Consider the following 17,110-nt stretch of genomic DNA (forward strand, 5'->3'; position numbering starts at 1 on the left):
GATCATTCCTCCCAGAATAAATCATCTAAAGTTTTATTTAATGCTTTACATATGGCCGTACACAATTTCAGACTCGGGTTATAGTTTCCAGATTCGATTAAATTAATGGTCTGCCTTGTAACCCCTACAATATCTGCTAATTTTTCTTGAGAAACATCGGCTTCAACACGGGCGATCTTCATTTTTTTGTTTTTCAAAAAATATCCTCTCCTCCTCCTACATTTATATTATTCAATACATTACAAAATGTCAATTATAAATTACATTTTGTAATGTGATTTGAGGAGGAGTTTCATCATTGGTTAGAAAAGCATCTGGGGAAACTGGAATTTTGGATTCGAGGTATAGGGAGGGGCTGTCGTTCAATTAGAACCATCACTTTTCATTAGATGTATATGGTTGTAATTTCCAAATTACGGCAAGTTTGATAGGATGTATTTAATTACCTATCACGGATTAAATTGCTTAGAACATGTGAAAGGAAATAGCACTTGCGGAGAGGAGAAGGTGGATGTTTTCAAATAGGAAAACCAAAAAAGGAAAATGGCTTGCTTACTTAGGTACATGGATTTTCGCTGTTGGATTAGCATTTAGTGAGTTTTTTGATTTAGATGGTATGCCCAAACTATTAGAGGCTGCATCGATCCCTATGTTAGTAACAGGACTATTGATGATTATTACATCCAATTTCTTTAATAAGAAACGTTCTATAAAAACACTAAGGTGAAGGTGGTGTCACTAACGATGGACGATGTAGTAAGGTGTCCTGAATGTGGTAAAGAGTTGAAGCAAGGATATATTTTCTCGCCTCGAAGAATTTGCTGGTCCGACTCGCCTGATTCAATCTTTGCTGATTTTGGAAGTGAAACATTAATAGGTGACGCATGGTTAAAAGTCAAAAAAAATTCAGCCTTGAGGTGTCAGGAGTGCAGCATAGTTATTTTTAAACATAAGGAAAACAACGATAAAAGATAGGCGTATTTTCTTGAAGAAACATGTTTTAGCCTTTATTACACTCATCGTGATGACTGGATGCAGTAATTAATGAAGGATGGAGACTTCCAATTTTTAAATCGTAAAACCACAACGGTTCGTTTTTGCATGAACGAGTTGTTTCGTAGGATGGGAGTGGAATGTTCGTGATAAGCCAAAAGGACTTCCACAAAAATAAGAAGTCCTTACTTAAGGGTAATAGCAACATTACGCTTCAGCACAGCCAAAAAAGCAACGATTTCATTAGGATAATATGGATTTAAGGTTTTGAATGGTGACGGTACCTTCAGGAGAGGATTCTTCAGGTCATTACGGGATACTCTTTGATAGTTTTTCTCCTATTATGCTGGTTCTTCGCTTCGTGTTACTGACCTATCAATAAATAGGTGCTGCTTTCTTTCAACGTATCATTTATTATTTGAACTTCCCATGCATGGAAGTCAAGCGCCGCCAATTGAATCGCATTCTCAAGTACAGACTGATCCGCTTCCGTTACCATGTCTTCATCCATTGTGTATTGCACCGCAGCCACACCGTTTGTCAGGGAAGACTCGACAATTTGTATCCCTTCGACAATGGCGGACGAGTAAAACGAATCGGCATGATCTATGGTGCCCATCGCATCTATTGTCTCTGGAAAACTGAGGGGCTCATCGTTTTCATTTACCACTTGCTCCTCCAGCTCACCACCAGGGAGAAATAGGGTTTCTTCTAATGCTTCGTCATAAATCGTATAGTAACCGCGTGTTAAACCTTTTTCATCTTTAACGTCAATCGATTCATCGACGGATCGCTCAGCTAATGTCAAACCTTTTTCACCATCAGGGTTTAAAAAAGTAATCTCTTCAACTCCATAAAGATCACTGATCCCATATAACGCGTCGAAGAATAAGGTGCTTTGAGTAGAGGTTGTGGATAATTCATTCCCATCTTCATGGAAGTGGATGTATAGGTGCGGCCATTCAAAGGATAGATCAGCGTACGAGCGGAGTATATCCTGCTCAGACGGGTCATTCTTTAAAAGTGACATTTCCAGGCGTTCTTCAGGTGAAAGTGCTTGTTTTTCTTCCTTATCACGGTGTATAGCGTATGCTGTATAAAACCGACTTCCCTCATCGAATACTTGAGTATCAATAAAATAATCAGGATTCTTTTGTGCTCCGCTGTAAACGTCTGTGCTGCTCTCGTCATCATTAGAAGTTTCAGCTTCACCTGAGGAGTCGATACTTTCAGCGTCCCCATCATCCGCGTTATTTTCGCTCTCAACATCGTCTCCTGTGCTGCCGTCCAGCGATTCCGAACTTTCATTTTCAACAGGCTCAGAGGTTTGCCGATCTGTCTCCTCCTGTGAGCTTTGACATCCAGCAATGAGTAAAAGCACAGCCGTCAACAAGAATAGATTCATCGTTTTTTTAACCATTAAATCCCTCCTGATCCATATATACCCTTTAGGTGGTTTCTTGAAAATCATTTCCCGCATATCGATACTGGGAAATGCGATTCAGATCAATGAGGATACGCTCGGGGCCGGCGGATGGTATGAGTCTTATACATACGAAGAAGGCGAACAGTATTTCGGTCCCTATGTATATAAAGGAGAAGAGCTCAACAGAATCTAACGGAATAATGGACGACGTAGAACCGTTGATTTAATCCATATCTGCATAATTACAAAAAATCAACAGCTTGATCGTGATTTCGGCCACACTATTCACCAGCCAGTGCATCTGAGTTTACCACTTTGCGATTATGCGTTTACTAAAAGAAAAAGAAATCCTTCTTAATGAAGAATTTCTGTAATCGTACAATTTTTACTTGTCTTCTTCTATTTGTGCTACTATAACTTCACCATTCTTATCTAATAAAGGGGTGAGAGTGCATCCTTGCGCACTCCATGTGTAAATATAGTTAACACCTGTTTCACGATCAACCCATATAGATATCATACTCCCTTGTTGAGAAGTTTGTATCAACTTTTCATCAAAACGTTTATTCTCTTTTTTCTCTTTTTTATGGAACATCATTTACCACTACTCCTTATATATTTTAAGATACCTAATCTAATTTCTTCTCCATACATTTTATTATTTTCCAGTAGTTAACTATCTAATCCATTTTTCTTGTATGCAAAAATAAAGATAACTAAAGAAATAATGAACCACCCGGAAAACACACTAATATCTGTTAGGTTCCATTGGTATCCAATCTCAGAATATATACTGTTGGAAAAATTCGTTAACACTCCTGTGTAAGTATAGTCAAGCATAGCGGACAAATCTTCTTGGAACAGTTTGAGTGCAGGTACTGATGTTAAAAGTAACGTAATCGGCATTGTATATAAGGATGTTTGTGTTTGGTTTTTAGTAAGGATTCCAATTATATATCCAATTATAAGACTGATTAAACTAGCTACTGTTGTCAGGAGCAAGTAACTTCCAAATTGGACATCCCCAAAAGAGGATCCACTAACAGGTATCATAAGAATATTTACTAGAATCAGGATAAGTAATGGAGGTAGAAGAGTCCCAATCAAGTACTCTAAGCCGTTTACCGAAGATGTCATTAGAACTCGTAAAGTGTTTTTTTCCTTTTCTTCTGCTAAAGGGCCACTGCTCATTGAAATACCAGCTATTGCGATATTAAAAACAATCCCAAAGCTAAGAGCATATGCATTCGTAGAAAAGTTAATTCCTTCCTCACTTACATCTAAATCCGGCATTAGATTTTTTATAGCAAATACAAACCCTAATGCAAGAATGGGGGCTAACATCACACTGGTATTACTTAATAACGTCTGAAACTTCATTCCTACGATTGCTTTTATCTTTCTTAATGAAATGTTCACAGTAAGTTCCTCCCCGTCAATTCTATGAAGACTTTTTCTAGTGTCGGTTCATTTGAATGAATCGTTACAAGTTCATCACTTGCAATCCACTGCTTTATTTTTTTTCCTGTTTCATCAGAGTGAGGCAGTATGATTTCCTTTTTATCCTTTAATAATATCTGATAGCTCTTATTCAGATTGTACTTGAGACTTAAAGCTTTAGGAGTTCCATTCTCTACAATTACGCCATCATTTAGAAGGGCAACGTGATCACATAGTTTCGTCGCCTCGTCCATATTATGAGTAGTAAGAAAAATTGCAGTTCCACTCTCTTTTAGCTCGGTAAGTAGTTCATGAACAGCTAAAGCAGTAGTCGGGTCTAATCCGCTTGTAGGTTCATCTAAAAAAAGGACCTTGGGCTTATGCAAAAGAGATCTTGCTAAGACTAAACGTTGGGTCATTCCCTTCGATAATTTACTTGCAATTTTATCTTTGTGTTCAAATAAACCAACTCTAGTTAAAAGGAAGTCAATTCGTTCTTTCCCTACACCTAAGATGTTAGCGAAAAATTTCATATTTCTGTACACAGTTATCCTTTCATATATTCCGCTGTTGTCAGTGACAATGCCTACTTGTTCATAAATACTTTCATTAATTTGTTCAACTGGGGTGCCTAAAACCACTGCTCTTCCCGAGGTTTGTGCTAATTGTCCAGTCAATATTTTTATAGTCGTTGTTTTTCCTGAACCTGAGGGTCCAAGAAATCCAAATATTTCTCCAGAGCGCACTGAGAAATTAAGATTTTTTAAGGCAGACTCATTTTTGAACCTTTTAGATAACTGTTCGACGTGGATTACTAGTTGCTTTTCCATTTGTCTTTTCTCCTTTTTAGTTGGATTTAAAAAGTACATCTAAAATGTAACTTTATGTTGTCCCGCTGTTCTAAGTGTAGAAAAAAACAATAGAAAAGTTGTAAATATCCGGTGAACAGTACTGAAAAAAGCCCAAATGTACAAAAAAGAGGTTGAAATGAACTCATTTCAACCTCAACTGTACTTTAAAACCCTATTAATTGTTTCATTTCACCCAAGCGATTTCGAGAAAGAGGAATTTTCACATTTGAATTACCTTTTAGAATTAATGTATAACTGTTTTTTGAATAGCTAATCAATTCAGACACACGCTGCAAATTAACTAAATATGAACGGTGACACCGAAAGAAACCAAATTTCAGTAATTTATCTTCTAGGTCACTCATTGTTAGGTCTGTTGGAAAACACTCATCATCAACATGTATATTACTCACGCTGTTAATACTTTCAATGAAATCTATTTCATCAGGACTGAAAAAAATTGTCTTATCCGCTAGCTTACAAGTCACTTTAAAGACATTGTTCGGCATAAAATTTTCACTCTCATCTTTTTCCTCTGAGACAGGATCCGCTTGATTTGTAAGATCCGTTTTTTCTAGTCCACTTGATCGGTTATAGCGATAGATCTCGTTGCTTAAAAGCAATAAATCTTCTATAGAATTAGACGTGAATAGTATGGCAATGTTCTTGTCATTTAGAAACTCTAATGCTTTTAAATAAAGTTCAATGCCTTCACCTGTTAAAGTACTGAGTGGATTTTCAATTAAAAGAACCTCAGGGGAAAATAGAGCCATGCGGAATAAACTGATCCTTTTTTTCTGATCGTCTGTCAAATTGTTGATTTTGGTCCGCCAAACATCCAAAATAGAAAACGATGTAATGTAATTATCTAAAGGTTGGGGAAAGCCTGCAATCTTTTTAAAGAAACTCAAATAGCTTTGAACAGTTAAATTTTCATATAAGCCATCATCTTTATATTCTGTTACTATTGATTTTGTTTCACTCTCAATATAACCACTTGAAGGCAGAAGTTCCCCTGATATAAGCTTAAATAGCACTTCGCTTTCTTCACTGGACATTTTTAACCCAATGCGGGAATTATTGTCTATAACTAAATTGATATTTTTGAGAACAGTACGATTATCTTCTTGTTTCATTACTTTTTCTAGTGAAATTAATGTCATTCTGCACACACTTTCTTTTTAAAGTTCATTATACAATGTCAGAATCTCTAAAAAAAAACTTTATTACATCGACACCTGCAGCAACCAATGTCGAATCTGGATGAATACACACAGGCAACTCCAGTGTATGCTAAAGGATATTCTTCTGCAAATTAATAGTAAGACACTTGCTGTAAGGTACTTGTCTAATTCGTAATGCTGGGAAAAATCTATCGTAGGCATAGCATTAAGTGCACAAAATTATTCCATTTGAAAGCGCCTAACAGGTGCAGGCGATGCAGTCGGTATCTTCTTCGGCAGACAGCTTGAGTGCATCCTCCGAGAATCTGCAGTCGATCATCGATGCTTATCAACTGGAAACGGCGGAGGAAGAACCGGACGCGGTCAGCGGAGCGGCAATGAAAAACGAATGGACGGATAAAAAAGTAAGCTGACTACAAGAGTCCCAACACAAGAGAGCCATAGCTCAGAATTGTGGCTCTCTGAACATACCGCTGTTATTATCGGGAGAAAGCGCGGAAGTCATAGAAGCGTCTGGAATTGAAGTGTTGAGGGACAAGTCGGGCAATGATGACAAGATAGATATTACTTGTCCAAAACGGCCGCCCGCTTTATGCTCATAATAAGAGGATGTGTCTGCCTTGAAATATAGGACATCTCTCCTCGAAAAGGAGTGTGCTTAAATGTTTAAAAAGATCATGAAAGGCATTTCGAAAGAGTTTAGTAAGCGGGAAAGCAGCAGCGGCCGCAGAAGGTCTTATCGTCACGGCTCAAGCAGTGGGAAGCGGCGTAAGTATTATGGAAGCAGCAGCAGCCGACGTGGGCGGAATCCGCTTTATGGTTCGCACCGTTATAAAAAGAAACGACATTATTCCAGCAGCTGATCGACATGCAGAAGACTCCGTAGGGTACGGAGTCTTTTTTTAATGCCGGGAAGAGATCCGCGCGAGTACCTGCTCAAGCGCTCCCAGTATCTCTTCTCCATTGTTATACGGAGGTTCCATCTCAAGCAGTCGCTTCAACAGCTTGGTGGTGAGCGGGTGAAGGGTGAGTTCTTCCGTCCACGGCCGGTTCCTTTTGGTGTCGCCTTCGTAAGACGAGTAGAGGAGAAACAACAGGAAATCACCGACATCAAAGAAATCATCCCGGGCCAGCCGTTCACGCTGCACGTGGTCCTTGGTGTCCAGCGTGTGCGCCAGGCCGAAGTCGATCAGATGCACTTCTCCTTCATGAAGGAGGACGTTCGGAATTCGGATGTCTCCGTGAAAGACGTCGTTTTGGTGGATATAACAAACGATTCCCATCAGCTTTTTCACAAGCTCCAGACATTCCTTCTCCGAGTATTTCTGATTGGATGCAAACAGCGTGTCCTCGATGTTTTTCCCCTCGAAAAATTCCATGGAAAAGAACGCTTCTCCATCAAAGGAGAAGGTTTCGGTCAATGCAGGAATCCCGGGGTGCTTCAGCCGCTGGAGAATCGACGTCTCTTCCTCGTAATTCTCTTTATTCTCCTTCCCCTTGCTTTTACGCATCTGCTTGACTACACATGTATCCCCGGCGTTCAAATCTTTACAAAGATAAATGATGCCGTAGCTCCCATTCTGCAGCACTTTCTTAATCTGATATCGTTCCGCCAGAACCTCATTCCTTCCATAGGGACGATCCATGAGCTTCTGGCGGACCCTCTTCCATAACCAATGTACCGTTTCCATACGCACCTCTTTGTTTTGTTTGTTTTATCATATCAAAGGAAGCAGGGAGGAGGATAGGAAGAATCTTTGAAAAGCTTTCCAGTTGAACCTTGAAGTGGTAATCTAGATAAACAAACGCAGTGGAGAAGTATTTTCTGTGAAAAGAATACCGTTCGATTAAGAGGGAAATGGGGAGCGGATACGTATGGACATAGAGAAGCATTTAAAAAGAATGCCGGAGTTTGAAACAGAACGAATAAAGCTGAGAAAGTTAGCCTATTCAGACGTCGAGGATGTGTTCGCCTTCTGCTCCAACCCTAACGTAGCAGGGCCGATGACATGGGAAGCGAACCGTACGAAAGAAGAGACAAACGAGTTTCTGCGTATGGTCATCACCGGCTATGAAAAAGGGGGTTCCGGTGAATGGGCGATAGAATGGAAGGAAAGCGGCCGGGTGATCGGCGTGGCAGCATTCATTGATTGGAGCAACAAACACAAGTGTGTGGAACTGGGGTATTTTCTTTCCGAGAATTATTGGGGAAAAGGCGTAGCAACAGAAGCGCTGCAGGAACTCGTCCACTACGGTTTCAAGGATCTGGAGCTGAATAGAATCGAAGGCAGATCCGATACGGATAATTTCGGCTCTCAGAAGGTCATGAAAAAATTGGGGATGCAGCATGAAGGAACATTGAGGAAGAATGAGTGGATCAAAGGTGAGTTCAGAGATACGGAAGTGTACGGCATGTTAGCAGGTGACTATGATTCGAACCCGGATTATTGATCATACAAACATGGAAGTTAGTATGACTTTACAGACTTTTTTTATAATCACGAGGATAAACAGTGATTGGATGAATACACCCTCTCCATTGCCTATTGGAGAGCAGATCAACTCATGGTAAAATGGAAAAATGAGGTTGTTAATCAGCGGTTTTTATGAAAAAATTGTGGGGGGTTGCGTTTGCGCTTCTTTCAAAAACAGTGGATCAGAAGTATGTTATTGATGTGCGTCCTCTCCCTTCTGTTGGTGTGGGACCACCCGGTTTTATTTGTAATCGGGGTCGTTGCTTTGTCCGTGCTGGAAGTATGGATACATAAGAAAAAGCAGGCATAGCTGTACATAGAAAAAATAAGCCCGGACGGGGATGCATCACGTCCAGGCTTTTCTTTGTATGGCTCGAAGAAGATAAAGGGGGGGGGGCATGGTTAGTGAAACGTGTAGACGTTGCATACGCCTTGGTTTTTGACGAGGTCGAAGAAAAAGTATTGATGGTGAAAAATAGAGGCCGGGACTGGTCCCTTCCCGGCGGAGCTGTAGAAAAGGGAGAAACCTTTGCGCAGGCCGCGATTCGCGAGTGTAAGGAAGAAACAAATGTGACGATAGAAGTCGAAACGATCGTAGCTGTGAATGAAGCATTTTTTGAGAAAGAAGCCCATCATGCCTTGTTCCTTACTTTCAAGGCGAAGGTTGTGGATGGATCGATCCGAGTCGTACATAAAGATGAAATCGAAGAAATAAAGTGGGTCGATTATGAAACGGCAGACGGATGGATGCCTTATCATGCGAATGGTTTGGAGCGGCTGCTTCAAGCATCTGCACCCTATACGTTTCAAGGATAAGGGGACAATTTAAAAAGAAAGGGGGGCGCATCATGTCCGAGTTTACCATCGTTTTTCTTTTGTGTCCGTTAATGGTACTCGCTGCTTCGGTAATCAGCCATGCCGTTTTCCACAAATGGGCGGTCATGCCGACAGCTGTATTTGTCGTGTTTACCATTCTTACGTTCACCGTTTTCAATTCGAGCTTTTTCATCTGGGTGATGGTGTATACGGTTCTTTCCATCATCGTAAGCCTTTTGATGAATAGAAGGAAAGGAAACCCTGCCTTTTAAAGGATAAGAAAATCCCGGGAGGAATGTTAATGAAGAAGGAAGCGGGCACGATGATAAAACCGAATGCTTTACGAAAAGGGGACAAGGTTGCGGTTATTGCACCGGCCGGTCCTCCGGATCGAGTGCTGCTTAATCAAGGCATAGCCGCATTGGAGGAGATGGGGCTTAATGTATTCATCGGCCGTCACGTGTTCGATGGGGAGGAAGCGGGAGCGCATCTTATCCAAAATCGGGTGGATGATGTCCATGCAGCGTTCCGCGACCCTTCCATCCGAGCGGTGTTTTGTGCGAATGGCGGATACGGGTCGGCGAAACTCGCGCCGATGCTCGATTACCAATTGATGGAGCACAACCCTAAGATTTTCTGGGGATATAGTGATCTTACTTATTTGCTGGAAGCCATTCGTAAAGGAAGCGGCCTCGTTACCTTCCATGGGCCGATGGTGGCGTCCGACTTGAATGAGGCACAGAGAACGAGCGGAACCATTGCCTCCTTTTCCCCTTTGTTCACGGGGAAAAGCGTGACCTTTGATTCCAGGAACTCGCAGCTGTTCACGCTGGCTTCCGGGACAGGGACGGGCCGTATCGTCGGCGGGAATCTCACGCTTCTCACCAATGGGATGGGCACACCTTATCAAGTGGAAACGTCCGGGGCGATTCTTTTGATCGAGGAAGTCGCAGAGCCCGCCTTCCGCATTGATTTGATGCTTACCCACCTGAAGCAGGCAGGAGTCTTTGACCAGGTGGAAGGAGTCATTTTAGGAAATTTCCAAGTGGAACAGGAGGAGGAAGCACGGGTGAGTCAAGTGCTGGAAGACTTCTTCGCTTCCTCGCCGTTTCCAGTCGTCGGGAACTTCCCGTTCGGCCACTGCTCTCCGAATTGCGGCATTCCGCTGGGTGCGAACGCGACCTTGTCCACTTCTCCGCCTCAATTGGTGATCGAATCGGGGGTCGTTTAGTTTATGAAGAGGTTGAACCGAAAAGGTCGTCTTTTGCAGTGGACATTCATCGTCCTCCTACTTGCTGCGTTTGCGTTGATGCTTGCGGGTTTACGAGAGAGCGTGTCCTTTGTGGGGGCGACGGCCGCTGCGTTTATCGTCAATTTGTACTGGGCGGTTATAGAGCATAAGCGGAAACGGAAGGAAAAGGAAAACAGGTAAAGAGGAGGGGAAAGGGGGTAAAGATAGGAGGTATACAGTGGTATACCATTTAACGACCTTTCATCGGTTGCTTTTTACCTGAACGACTCCTCAACAGCTCATCAATGACGAAATAAAAAACTGCTATCACAAGAGAGTAAAATGTAAAAGTCCATAATATAAAAAGCGGTAATATTCCCGCAAAAATATGAAAGGCATAAGAAAAAAAGAAACGTGCTGCTCCCCATTTTTTTGTAATTAAATCAGATACTATTGAAATAGGTAGCCCATACAAAAATACGCCAATAGATATATATCCAGCTACAATGCTAAAGCTACTCAAGAATCCAGGAGATTGCTGCTCCCCTAAAAGCATATGGGGTGGAGTAACTAAAGTGACAATGATGGATGCAATAACCGTGGTAATCAATGCAGATAATAGCTTTCTTCTTAATAACAACACCTTCACACACCTCCCTTAGTTACTATTCCGTCCAGAGAGTATGAACGGATAACGGTTTGTTTTCTGTTTTGCTTGGAAACTGAAAAATACGAGCTCTTTCTTTTTTGGAGTACACTCTCCATTCTTCACTAAATTTCACTTTCATTCTTAAACCTTATTTTATAAACAAGCCCCCTATATAAAATACCATTATTTGTTAAGTGTTATAAAGCAATTCTTGAAGTACCATAAAGATTTTCTAAAGACAGCAGCTTCAGTAAAAAGAGGAGAGATGAAATGGTTAATCGTGCGATGAACGTTATGGTCAAAGACTACGAGGAAAGCTGGCCGGTTTTTTTGAAGAGGAGGCCGAAAAGCTGCGAGCCGTTTGGAAGGGAGAACTCGCTGCCATTCATCATATCGGCAGTACGGCCGTTCCCGGACTGAAAGCGAAGCCTGTCATCGACATCATGCCGGTGGTGGAGCAGATAGAAAAAGTGGATGACTACAATGAATCGTTGCTGGCATTGGGGTATGAGCCGCTCGGCGAGATGGGGATTCCGGGGCGGCGTTATTTCAGGAAAGGCGGCGAGAACCGGACCCACCAAATCCACGTATTCCAAAAGGATAACCACCACGAAATTGACCGGCACCTTGCCGTCCGTGATTACCTGCGGGCGCACGAGGAAGCGGCGGCCGCCTATGGCGCGTTGAAAGCGTCCCTTGCCCTTGAGTTTCCGAAGGATATCGCCGGATACAGTGCCGGGAAGGACGACTTTGTAAAAGAGTTGGAAAGAAAAGCGCTGGATTGGAAAAGGAAGAATGCATATCCATTTCGTTTTTCCCATTCGGATGGTTCTTTCTAACCGTTTTATGTGAATCTATCACATTCATCTATACAGGAATCTTTTGCAGCCATACATTATATCAAACCTGGATGTTATGTAAGACAATCAGGTTACTATAATGAGGAGTATGAAAAATGAATGATTCAAATAATCATGTGAACGGCTATGGAAAATCCTGCTGCCAGGGCTGCGGTAATAACTGTCCACCCCCGTGCAGCAGGGACAAGTGCTGCCGTTCCTGTAACGGACATGACGACAAGAGATCCTGCCGATGTTCCTGTAAAGACGTTTGTGTTGGAGGCGGCTTGGTGAATGTGAATATTATCGGATTCAATACCAACGGTTTTACGTATGTCATCAGCCAGGGGGGACAGCAGGTTGAACGAGCCGTATCCCTTAGTGCATTTGGGATCGACTTTAACCCGTTTGGTCCGCGGATGATTTCTGGAACAGTTCGAAGCGACGGTACGGTGGTCACTGGTGGAGAGAACTTTTCCGTTTCGCATGAGGCGTGCACGGGTATCTATACCGTTACGTTCAAAAGGGCTTTCACCATTGTCGACGCGGAAAATCAGCCGCCGGAAGTGACGGTTATTCCTGAACCGATTAATGTTGGAGTCGGGGCACCGGTGGGGAACGTTTCTGATATTATTACTGGATTGGTGGATGCTCAAGGCCGGATTCTTGACGGTACAACACTTGGTACTAGTGACGAGTACGCCTTTACCATTGTTAAAAACCCGAGCGTGAATGGATACTACAGGATGCGTTTCCGCCCGGAGTTAAATGTGGAATTGCTTCTAGAGGGCGGAGTGCAGATAGAAGTGTTTGAAGACTTGATCCCACCGCAGGAAAGCTGCTGCTGTTCCTGTACCTGCTGCGAGAGCGGAGCCAATGGAGACATTCTCGGCTATGGTGTCGATTTAATTAATGTGGACAAGACTGGGTTCATTTACCGTCCGTATGAGGAGACGATTCTGGGGAAAAATTATCGGGATCTACCGGTTAACTTTTCTGTATTGTTTATTCGAAAAGAGTCGTAATTATTGTTAAACGATTAGGAAACCATTCTGATCTCCAGAATTCATCCGTTTTATTGAAGAGGAAGGCCGGTTGATAGAACCCGGCCTTTTTTTGATCATACTTGTTCTTTCTTCAGGCTGTGGTATGCTGATTTGTAAATCATTAACTGTTTCATGCTATTTTCCAAGAATTATAGAGAGGGGAAACCACATGCCTGGCTTACATATAGGAGATAAAATCGGTATCTTCACACCATCTACTCCGGCGACGGTTACAGCCAAAGTCCGGTTCGAACGGGCGAAAGCGTTTCTTGAAGGGAAAGGATTCACCATCGTAGAAGGACGTTTGACAGGAAAAACGGAAGGTTACCGTTCCGGTTCGCCGAAGGCACGGGCGGAGGAGCTGAATGAGTTGTTAAGGGACCCGGACATAAAGATGGTGATGGCATCCATCGGCGGGACTAATTCCAACAGCATGCTTCCCTACATCGATTACGAAGCATTCCGCACCCACCCGAAGCTCGTCGTCGGCTATTCCGATGCGACGGCGGTCCTGCTCGCTCTCTATCATAAGACGGGGATGACAACCTACTACGGCCCCGCGCTCATTCCATCTTTCGGCGAGTTCGAACCGCTTGTCGAAGACACGTATCGATATTTCGAAAACTATTTCCTGAAAGACATGAAGCTTCCCTATGAGGTTCCAATGCCTCCCTATTGGTCGGACGATCCAGTAAATTGGCTGCATCAGACAGGAAAGAAGAAGCTGTTTGATAATGCCTGGATTACGAGGAACGAGGGAACCGCCGAAGGACGCCTGATCGGGGGCAATGTCAATGCCATGTACGGATTCATCGGAACGGAATATTTCCCTCCTGTGAAAGAGGGGGACATCCTCTTGATAGAAGATTGCATGAAGGATGCATCCACAGTGGAAAAGAACTTCGCGATGCTGAAGCTGCACGGCATCTTCGATCGTGTTTGCGGCGTTCTCTTAGGAAAACACGAGCGGTACGACGATCTCGGCACGGGAAAAGAACCGATCGATCTGCTGATGGAACAGCTCGACGGCCGGGACATTCCGGTTATCGGTGAGTTCGACACGAGTCATACCCACCCGATGCATCCCCTCGCCATCGGGAAAAAGGTGCGGATGGACACACAGACTCGAACGGTGCAGTGTGTGGAGGCGTGGATCTGACATTCTATAAAGGGTGATCTGCCTGCTGCTTATACGGAATAGCTTGACCAGCTATTCCGTTATACTATATAGTGGTAGTAAGTAATACTTAATATCGGTATCACATAGTACTGGAAAGGAGGTACACATGAGTAATTTCAGAGAAATGATGAAAGGGGTCCTGGAAGGGTGTGTGCTTGAAATCATCAGTCGCGGAGAAACGTACGGCTATGAAATCACCCAGCAGCTGCGCAAGCTCGGCTTCACCGACGTTGTGGAAGGAACCGTCTATACGATTACGATGAGGCTGGAGAAGAACAAGCTGGTGGAGATCGAGAAGAAGCCTTCCAATATGGGGCCGCCGCGGAAGTTCTACACCTTGAACCGGGCCGGAGAAGAGCAGCTGGAACTATTTTGGGAGAAGTGGGGGTTCCTCTCGTCAAAAATCAACGAACTGAAAAAGGAAAGGGGAGAACAGCAATGAGTATTTTTGAGAAAATGATCGGGAGTATGCAGGACAAACGGGAATGGAGAGCAATGGAAGCGCGAGCCAAGTCACTGCCGGAGGAATACCATACGGCTTATAAGGCGATTCAGAAGTATATGTGGACGACCGGCGCACCCACGGATTGGGAAAGCACGCACCGCATCTTCAGCGGCATCCTTGATCTTTTCGAAATGGGGGCGGCAGAAGGGAAGAAAGTCACGGACCTTACGGGAGAGGACGTAGCGGCCTTCTGTGATGACCTGGTGAAGGATGAACAGTCTTGGAGAGATAAGCACCGCCGGCAATTGAATGATACGATCCGCCGTGGTGAGTGAGGGCGGTTTTAAACAGGGAAGGAGCATGGCTGTTGGCTGATTATGGAGAAGAAAGACTCGCCGGAGGAAACGTATCAAACGTGTACCGGGCAGGAAACACCGTCCGGCGGGAGTGGAAACCGGAAAGCGGACGAATCCACAAGCTGCTGCTGCATTTGGAAAAGAAGCAGTATCCATATGCCCCGAGGTTCCTCGGGGTGGACGATCAGGGCCGGGAAGTTCTATCCTACATCGAAGGGGAAGCCGGTCATTACCCTTTGAAAGGATACATGGGATCCGATGAAGTGCTCACAGAGATCGCAGGGATGCTGCGCAGGTATCATGATGCCGTCTGTGACTTTCCTATCCCGGAGGAGTGGCCGTCGCTCGATCGGACGCCTGCGCCGAGGGAAGTCATCTGTCACAATGATTTCGCCATGTACAATATCATTTTCCATAACGAGCATCCCGCAGGAGTCATTGATTTTGATGTCGCAGCCCCGGGGCCGCGGATGTGGGATATCGCCTACACGTTATACACGTGCGTCCCATTGAGCCGCAAGCACGATGATGCAGACGGTAATGCCGTCCCTTATCGTTTTCCGGAAGATGCCGAGCGGATCAAACGAAGGGTGAAATTGTTTTTTGCAGGCTACGGAATGGAAGAAGAAGGATACTTGGAGATGGTCGAGCTTCGTTTAGAAGGTCTTGCAGCCTTAATGACGAGAAAAGCGGCCGAAGGAGACGCTGCCTTTCAGAAGATGATAGAGGAAGGACATCTGGAACATTATCAGAAAGACATCGCCTTCCTCCGCAAGCACGGGAAGGAATGGGCGTGAGCAGGGAAAAAGGAAGGGGAACCGATACGTTCCCCTTCCTTTTTATGTTTTCAGAATCATTTAACTAGAGTACAAAGCATAGCACCTCGCTATTTTCATACCTAAGGACAGTGGAGTGCCGCTATCCTGAGGAAATGGTCGGCAAATATGGCCGAGGGCGGAGGGAAATGGGGCAGACTCCTGCGGGAAGTGTGGCACAGGTGAGACCCCGGAAGAGCAGCGCGATGAGGAGGCTCACCGGCCACCCCGCGGAAAGCGCCCCGTTTTCCGGAGCCCTTCCCTATGCCATACCGACAGATGACATTACGAAAATCCTCCGTCGGAATGGATGATTTGTCCGGTGATCCAGGCGGCTTCGTCACTGGCGAGGAAGGCGATCAGCCTGGCTGCGTCCGCAGGTTCGCCGATCCGTCCCATCGGAAACTTCGGCCGCAGCGTATCTTTCAGCGTCCCGCTCATCCAGCCGGTGTCCGTCGGACCGGGATCGACAGCATTGACCGTAATGTGGTGGGTAGCAAGCTCCAGCGCAACGGATTTCGTAAACGCAGATACGGCGCCCTTTGTCGCTACGTACGCCAAGTTCCCCGGCTCCGGTGATTTGTCCTGACCGGAAACCATATTGATGACCCGGCCGCTGTGCTTCCCCTCGATCCGGCGTGCGAATTCCACCGTCAACAGGCATGTGCCTCTCACATTCACTCCGTAATGAGCATCAAGGATGTCCGCCTGCATGGACCGGAAATCGACATCAACGGAATGGGTGGCGTTATTGACGAGGATGGAAGGGGAGCCGAGTGTCCCGCTCACGGTATCCAATAATTCTGCCGCCGCATCCGGTCGGGACAGATCGAGCTCCATCGATGCACACCTTACGCCAAGGCTGCGGATTTCTTCCATCAGGATGTCCGGCCAAGCGGCATCTTTTTCTTCCGAGTAATCCATCGTACGGTCGTACGCGGACCAGTGGGTGAAGAAGATATCGGCTCCTTCCTCAGCAAGCGTCCTGCATATGGCGGTGCCAATTCCGGATTCCCGGCTGGCCCCTGTTATAATGGCAATGTTATGAATGAGTCGTGTCATAAAAAGCATCTCCCTTTATGGAAACGCTGAGCAGACGGCTATCGGAGATGTTAGGGTTACGCACGTATCCTTAATGGAAGAACACTGATGCGGTAATAGCAGAAGCCAGCGATCCTGTAATGGCATACGAAATAAACGTCCCTTTTGATTGAAGGAACTCTCTTTTTCATCCCTTACCATTAAAGGATATCGCCCATACCGATCCATGCTCCTTTCGTCCATCTCCTTTCTTCATCTAACCATAATATCCAAATGTAGTAAACCTCTTCTGCAGCCGTTCCTTTCATGATACACTGATTGTAA

The 17,110-nt window shown here is 44.5% G+C and carries 28 protein-coding genes; 19 read left to right on the forward strand and 9 right to left on the reverse strand.

Features of this window, described 5'->3' with window-relative positions; genetic code table 11:
• Positions 1-2: 2 nt before the first annotated feature.
• A complete protein-coding gene (locus QRD89_RS07245) occupies positions 3-197 on the reverse strand; it encodes a helix-turn-helix transcriptional regulator (RefSeq protein ID WP_008640246.1) in 195 nt (64 codons plus the stop codon).
• 314 nt (positions 198-511) lie between these two features.
• On the opposite strand from QRD89_RS07245, the gene QRD89_RS07250 reads away from it, so the two are divergent.
• Together QRD89_RS07250 and QRD89_RS07255 are read left to right on the forward strand one after the other, a co-directional pair.
• The gene (locus QRD89_RS07250) at positions 512-727 is read left to right on the forward strand and encodes a hypothetical protein (protein WP_286096618.1); all 216 of its coding nucleotides are present in this window, start codon (positions 512-514) and stop codon (positions 725-727) included.
• Between the two features lie 17 nt (positions 728-744).
• Positions 745-975, forward strand: coding sequence for a PF20097 family protein (locus QRD89_RS07255; RefSeq protein WP_286096619.1), 231 nt, complete (start codon positions 745-747; stop codon positions 973-975).
• Positions 976-1,357: 382 nt separating this feature from the next.
• Here QRD89_RS07255 and QRD89_RS07260 read toward each other — a convergent pair whose 3' ends face one another.
• The gene (locus QRD89_RS07260; protein ID WP_286096620.1) at positions 1,358-2,413 is read right to left on the reverse strand and encodes a hypothetical protein; all 1,056 of its coding nucleotides are present in this window, start codon (positions 2,411-2,413) and stop codon (positions 1,358-1,360) included.
• 40 nt (positions 2,414-2,453) lie between these two features.
• Here QRD89_RS07260 and QRD89_RS07265 point away from each other — a divergent pair, with 40 nt between their 5' ends.
• Complete coding sequence (locus QRD89_RS07265) at positions 2,454-2,612, forward strand: hypothetical protein (protein ID WP_162129282.1); 159 nt, start codon at positions 2,454-2,456, stop codon at positions 2,610-2,612.
• A 192-nt stretch (positions 2,613-2,804) separates the two neighbouring features.
• Here QRD89_RS07265 and QRD89_RS07270 read toward each other — a convergent pair whose 3' ends face one another.
• From QRD89_RS07270 to QRD89_RS07285, 4 genes are all read right to left on the reverse strand, one after another.
• On the reverse strand, positions 2,805-3,017 hold the full coding sequence (locus QRD89_RS07270) for a DUF6440 family protein (protein WP_051348966.1): 213 nt from the start codon (positions 3,015-3,017) through the stop codon (positions 2,805-2,807).
• A 74-nt stretch (positions 3,018-3,091) separates the two neighbouring features.
• The gene (locus tag QRD89_RS07275; RefSeq protein WP_286096621.1) at positions 3,092-3,838 is read right to left on the reverse strand and encodes an ABC transporter permease; all 747 of its coding nucleotides are present in this window, start codon (positions 3,836-3,838) and stop codon (positions 3,092-3,094) included.
• Complete coding sequence (locus tag QRD89_RS07280; RefSeq protein ID WP_286096622.1) at positions 3,835-4,689, reverse strand: ABC transporter ATP-binding protein; 855 nt, start codon at positions 4,687-4,689, stop codon at positions 3,835-3,837. The genes QRD89_RS07275 and QRD89_RS07280 overlap by 4 nt, the downstream gene beginning before the upstream one ends.
• A gap of 185 nt (positions 4,690-4,874) precedes the next feature.
• Entirely contained in the window at positions 4,875-5,873 is a 999-nt protein-coding gene (locus QRD89_RS07285; protein ID WP_286096623.1) for a LytTR family transcriptional regulator DNA-binding domain-containing protein, read from the reverse strand.
• Positions 5,874-6,148: 275 nt separating this feature from the next.
• Between QRD89_RS07285 and QRD89_RS07290 the strand changes: the two genes are divergently transcribed.
• A complete protein-coding gene (locus tag QRD89_RS07290) occupies positions 6,149-6,307 on the forward strand; it encodes a hypothetical protein (protein ID WP_286096624.1) in 159 nt (52 codons plus the stop codon).
• A 249-nt stretch (positions 6,308-6,556) separates the two neighbouring features.
• Positions 6,557-6,757 carry a hypothetical protein gene (locus QRD89_RS07295; RefSeq protein WP_286096625.1) on the forward strand — a complete coding sequence of 67 codons (201 nt, stop codon included), beginning with the start codon at positions 6,557-6,559 and terminating at the stop codon, positions 6,755-6,757.
• 39 nt (positions 6,758-6,796) lie between these two features.
• Here the strand turns inward: QRD89_RS07295 and QRD89_RS07300 are convergent, their stop codons facing one another.
• Positions 6,797-7,585 carry a serine/threonine protein kinase gene (locus tag QRD89_RS07300; protein WP_286096626.1) on the reverse strand — a complete coding sequence of 263 codons (789 nt, stop codon included), beginning with the start codon at positions 7,583-7,585 and terminating at the stop codon, positions 6,797-6,799.
• Positions 7,586-7,769: 184 nt separating this feature from the next.
• Between QRD89_RS07300 and QRD89_RS07305 the strand changes: the two genes are divergently transcribed.
• From QRD89_RS07305 to QRD89_RS07330, 6 genes are all read left to right on the forward strand, one after another.
• On the forward strand, positions 7,770-8,345 hold the full coding sequence (locus QRD89_RS07305; protein ID WP_286096627.1) for a GNAT family N-acetyltransferase: 576 nt from the start codon (positions 7,770-7,772) through the stop codon (positions 8,343-8,345).
• 180 nt (positions 8,346-8,525) lie between these two features.
• Positions 8,526-8,678, forward strand: a complete 153-nt coding sequence (locus QRD89_RS07310; protein WP_286096628.1) for a hypothetical protein — start codon at positions 8,526-8,528, stop codon at positions 8,676-8,678.
• Positions 8,679-8,773: 95 nt separating this feature from the next.
• The gene (locus tag QRD89_RS07315; protein WP_286096629.1) at positions 8,774-9,184 is read left to right on the forward strand and encodes an NUDIX hydrolase; all 411 of its coding nucleotides are present in this window, start codon (positions 8,774-8,776) and stop codon (positions 9,182-9,184) included.
• 32 nt (positions 9,185-9,216) lie between these two features.
• Positions 9,217-9,456: a DUF2651 family protein gene (locus QRD89_RS07320; protein WP_286096630.1), complete on the forward strand. Its 240-nt coding sequence runs from the start codon at positions 9,217-9,219 to the stop codon at positions 9,454-9,456.
• 29 nt (positions 9,457-9,485) lie between these two features.
• Positions 9,486-10,415, forward strand: a complete 930-nt coding sequence (locus QRD89_RS07325) for a S66 peptidase family protein (protein ID WP_286096631.1) — start codon at positions 9,486-9,488, stop codon at positions 10,413-10,415.
• A gap of 3 nt (positions 10,416-10,418) precedes the next feature.
• Positions 10,419-10,616, forward strand: a complete 198-nt coding sequence (locus QRD89_RS07330; protein WP_286096632.1) for a hypothetical protein — start codon at positions 10,419-10,421, stop codon at positions 10,614-10,616.
• Positions 10,617-10,665: 49 nt separating this feature from the next.
• Here QRD89_RS07330 and QRD89_RS07335 read toward each other — a convergent pair whose 3' ends face one another.
• Positions 10,666-11,058, reverse strand: a complete 393-nt coding sequence (locus QRD89_RS07335) for a hypothetical protein (RefSeq protein WP_286096633.1) — start codon at positions 11,056-11,058, stop codon at positions 10,666-10,668.
• A gap of 276 nt (positions 11,059-11,334) precedes the next feature.
• On the opposite strand from QRD89_RS07335, the gene QRD89_RS19225 reads away from it, so the two are divergent.
• The 8 genes from QRD89_RS19225 (at position 11,335) to QRD89_RS07370 (ending at position 15,727) form a co-directional block, all read left to right on the forward strand.
• Entirely contained in the window at positions 11,335-11,484 is a 150-nt protein-coding gene (locus tag QRD89_RS19225) for a hypothetical protein (protein WP_353477941.1), read from the forward strand.
• Positions 11,448-11,903, forward strand: coding sequence for a GrpB family protein (locus tag QRD89_RS07340; RefSeq protein ID WP_353477950.1), 456 nt, complete (start codon positions 11,448-11,450; stop codon positions 11,901-11,903). The genes QRD89_RS19225 and QRD89_RS07340 overlap by 37 nt, the downstream gene beginning before the upstream one ends.
• A 147-nt stretch (positions 11,904-12,050) precedes the next feature.
• Positions 12,051-12,197, forward strand: a complete 147-nt coding sequence (locus tag QRD89_RS07345) for a hypothetical protein (RefSeq protein ID WP_162129284.1) — start codon at positions 12,051-12,053, stop codon at positions 12,195-12,197.
• Positions 12,194-12,928, forward strand: coding sequence for a hypothetical protein (locus QRD89_RS07350; RefSeq protein ID WP_026578547.1), 735 nt, complete (start codon positions 12,194-12,196; stop codon positions 12,926-12,928). Before QRD89_RS07345 ends, QRD89_RS07350 begins: the two co-directional genes overlap by 4 nt.
• Before the next feature lie 190 nt (positions 12,929-13,118).
• A complete protein-coding gene (locus QRD89_RS07355; protein WP_286096634.1) occupies positions 13,119-14,108 on the forward strand; it encodes a S66 family peptidase in 990 nt (329 codons plus the stop codon).
• 127 nt (positions 14,109-14,235) lie between these two features.
• Entirely contained in the window at positions 14,236-14,571 is a 336-nt protein-coding gene (locus QRD89_RS07360; protein WP_008640272.1) for a PadR family transcriptional regulator, read from the forward strand.
• Entirely contained in the window at positions 14,568-14,909 is a 342-nt protein-coding gene (locus tag QRD89_RS07365; RefSeq protein WP_008640273.1) for a DUF1048 domain-containing protein, read from the forward strand. The genes QRD89_RS07360 and QRD89_RS07365 overlap by 4 nt, the downstream gene beginning before the upstream one ends.
• Before the next feature lie 32 nt (positions 14,910-14,941).
• Positions 14,942-15,727 carry a phosphotransferase enzyme family protein gene (locus QRD89_RS07370; protein WP_286096635.1) on the forward strand — a complete coding sequence of 262 codons (786 nt, stop codon included), beginning with the start codon at positions 14,942-14,944 and terminating at the stop codon, positions 15,725-15,727.
• Between the two features lie 303 nt (positions 15,728-16,030).
• On the opposite strand, the gene QRD89_RS07375 is transcribed toward QRD89_RS07370, so the two are convergent.
• The gene (locus QRD89_RS07375) at positions 16,031-16,807 is read right to left on the reverse strand and encodes an SDR family oxidoreductase (RefSeq protein WP_286096636.1); all 777 of its coding nucleotides are present in this window, start codon (positions 16,805-16,807) and stop codon (positions 16,031-16,033) included.
• Positions 16,808-17,110: the final 303 nt, after the last annotated feature.

This window comes from Halobacillus sp. ACCC02827 (assembly GCF_030291935.1).
Lineage (GTDB): Bacteria > Bacillota > Bacilli > Bacillales > Halobacillaceae > Halobacillus.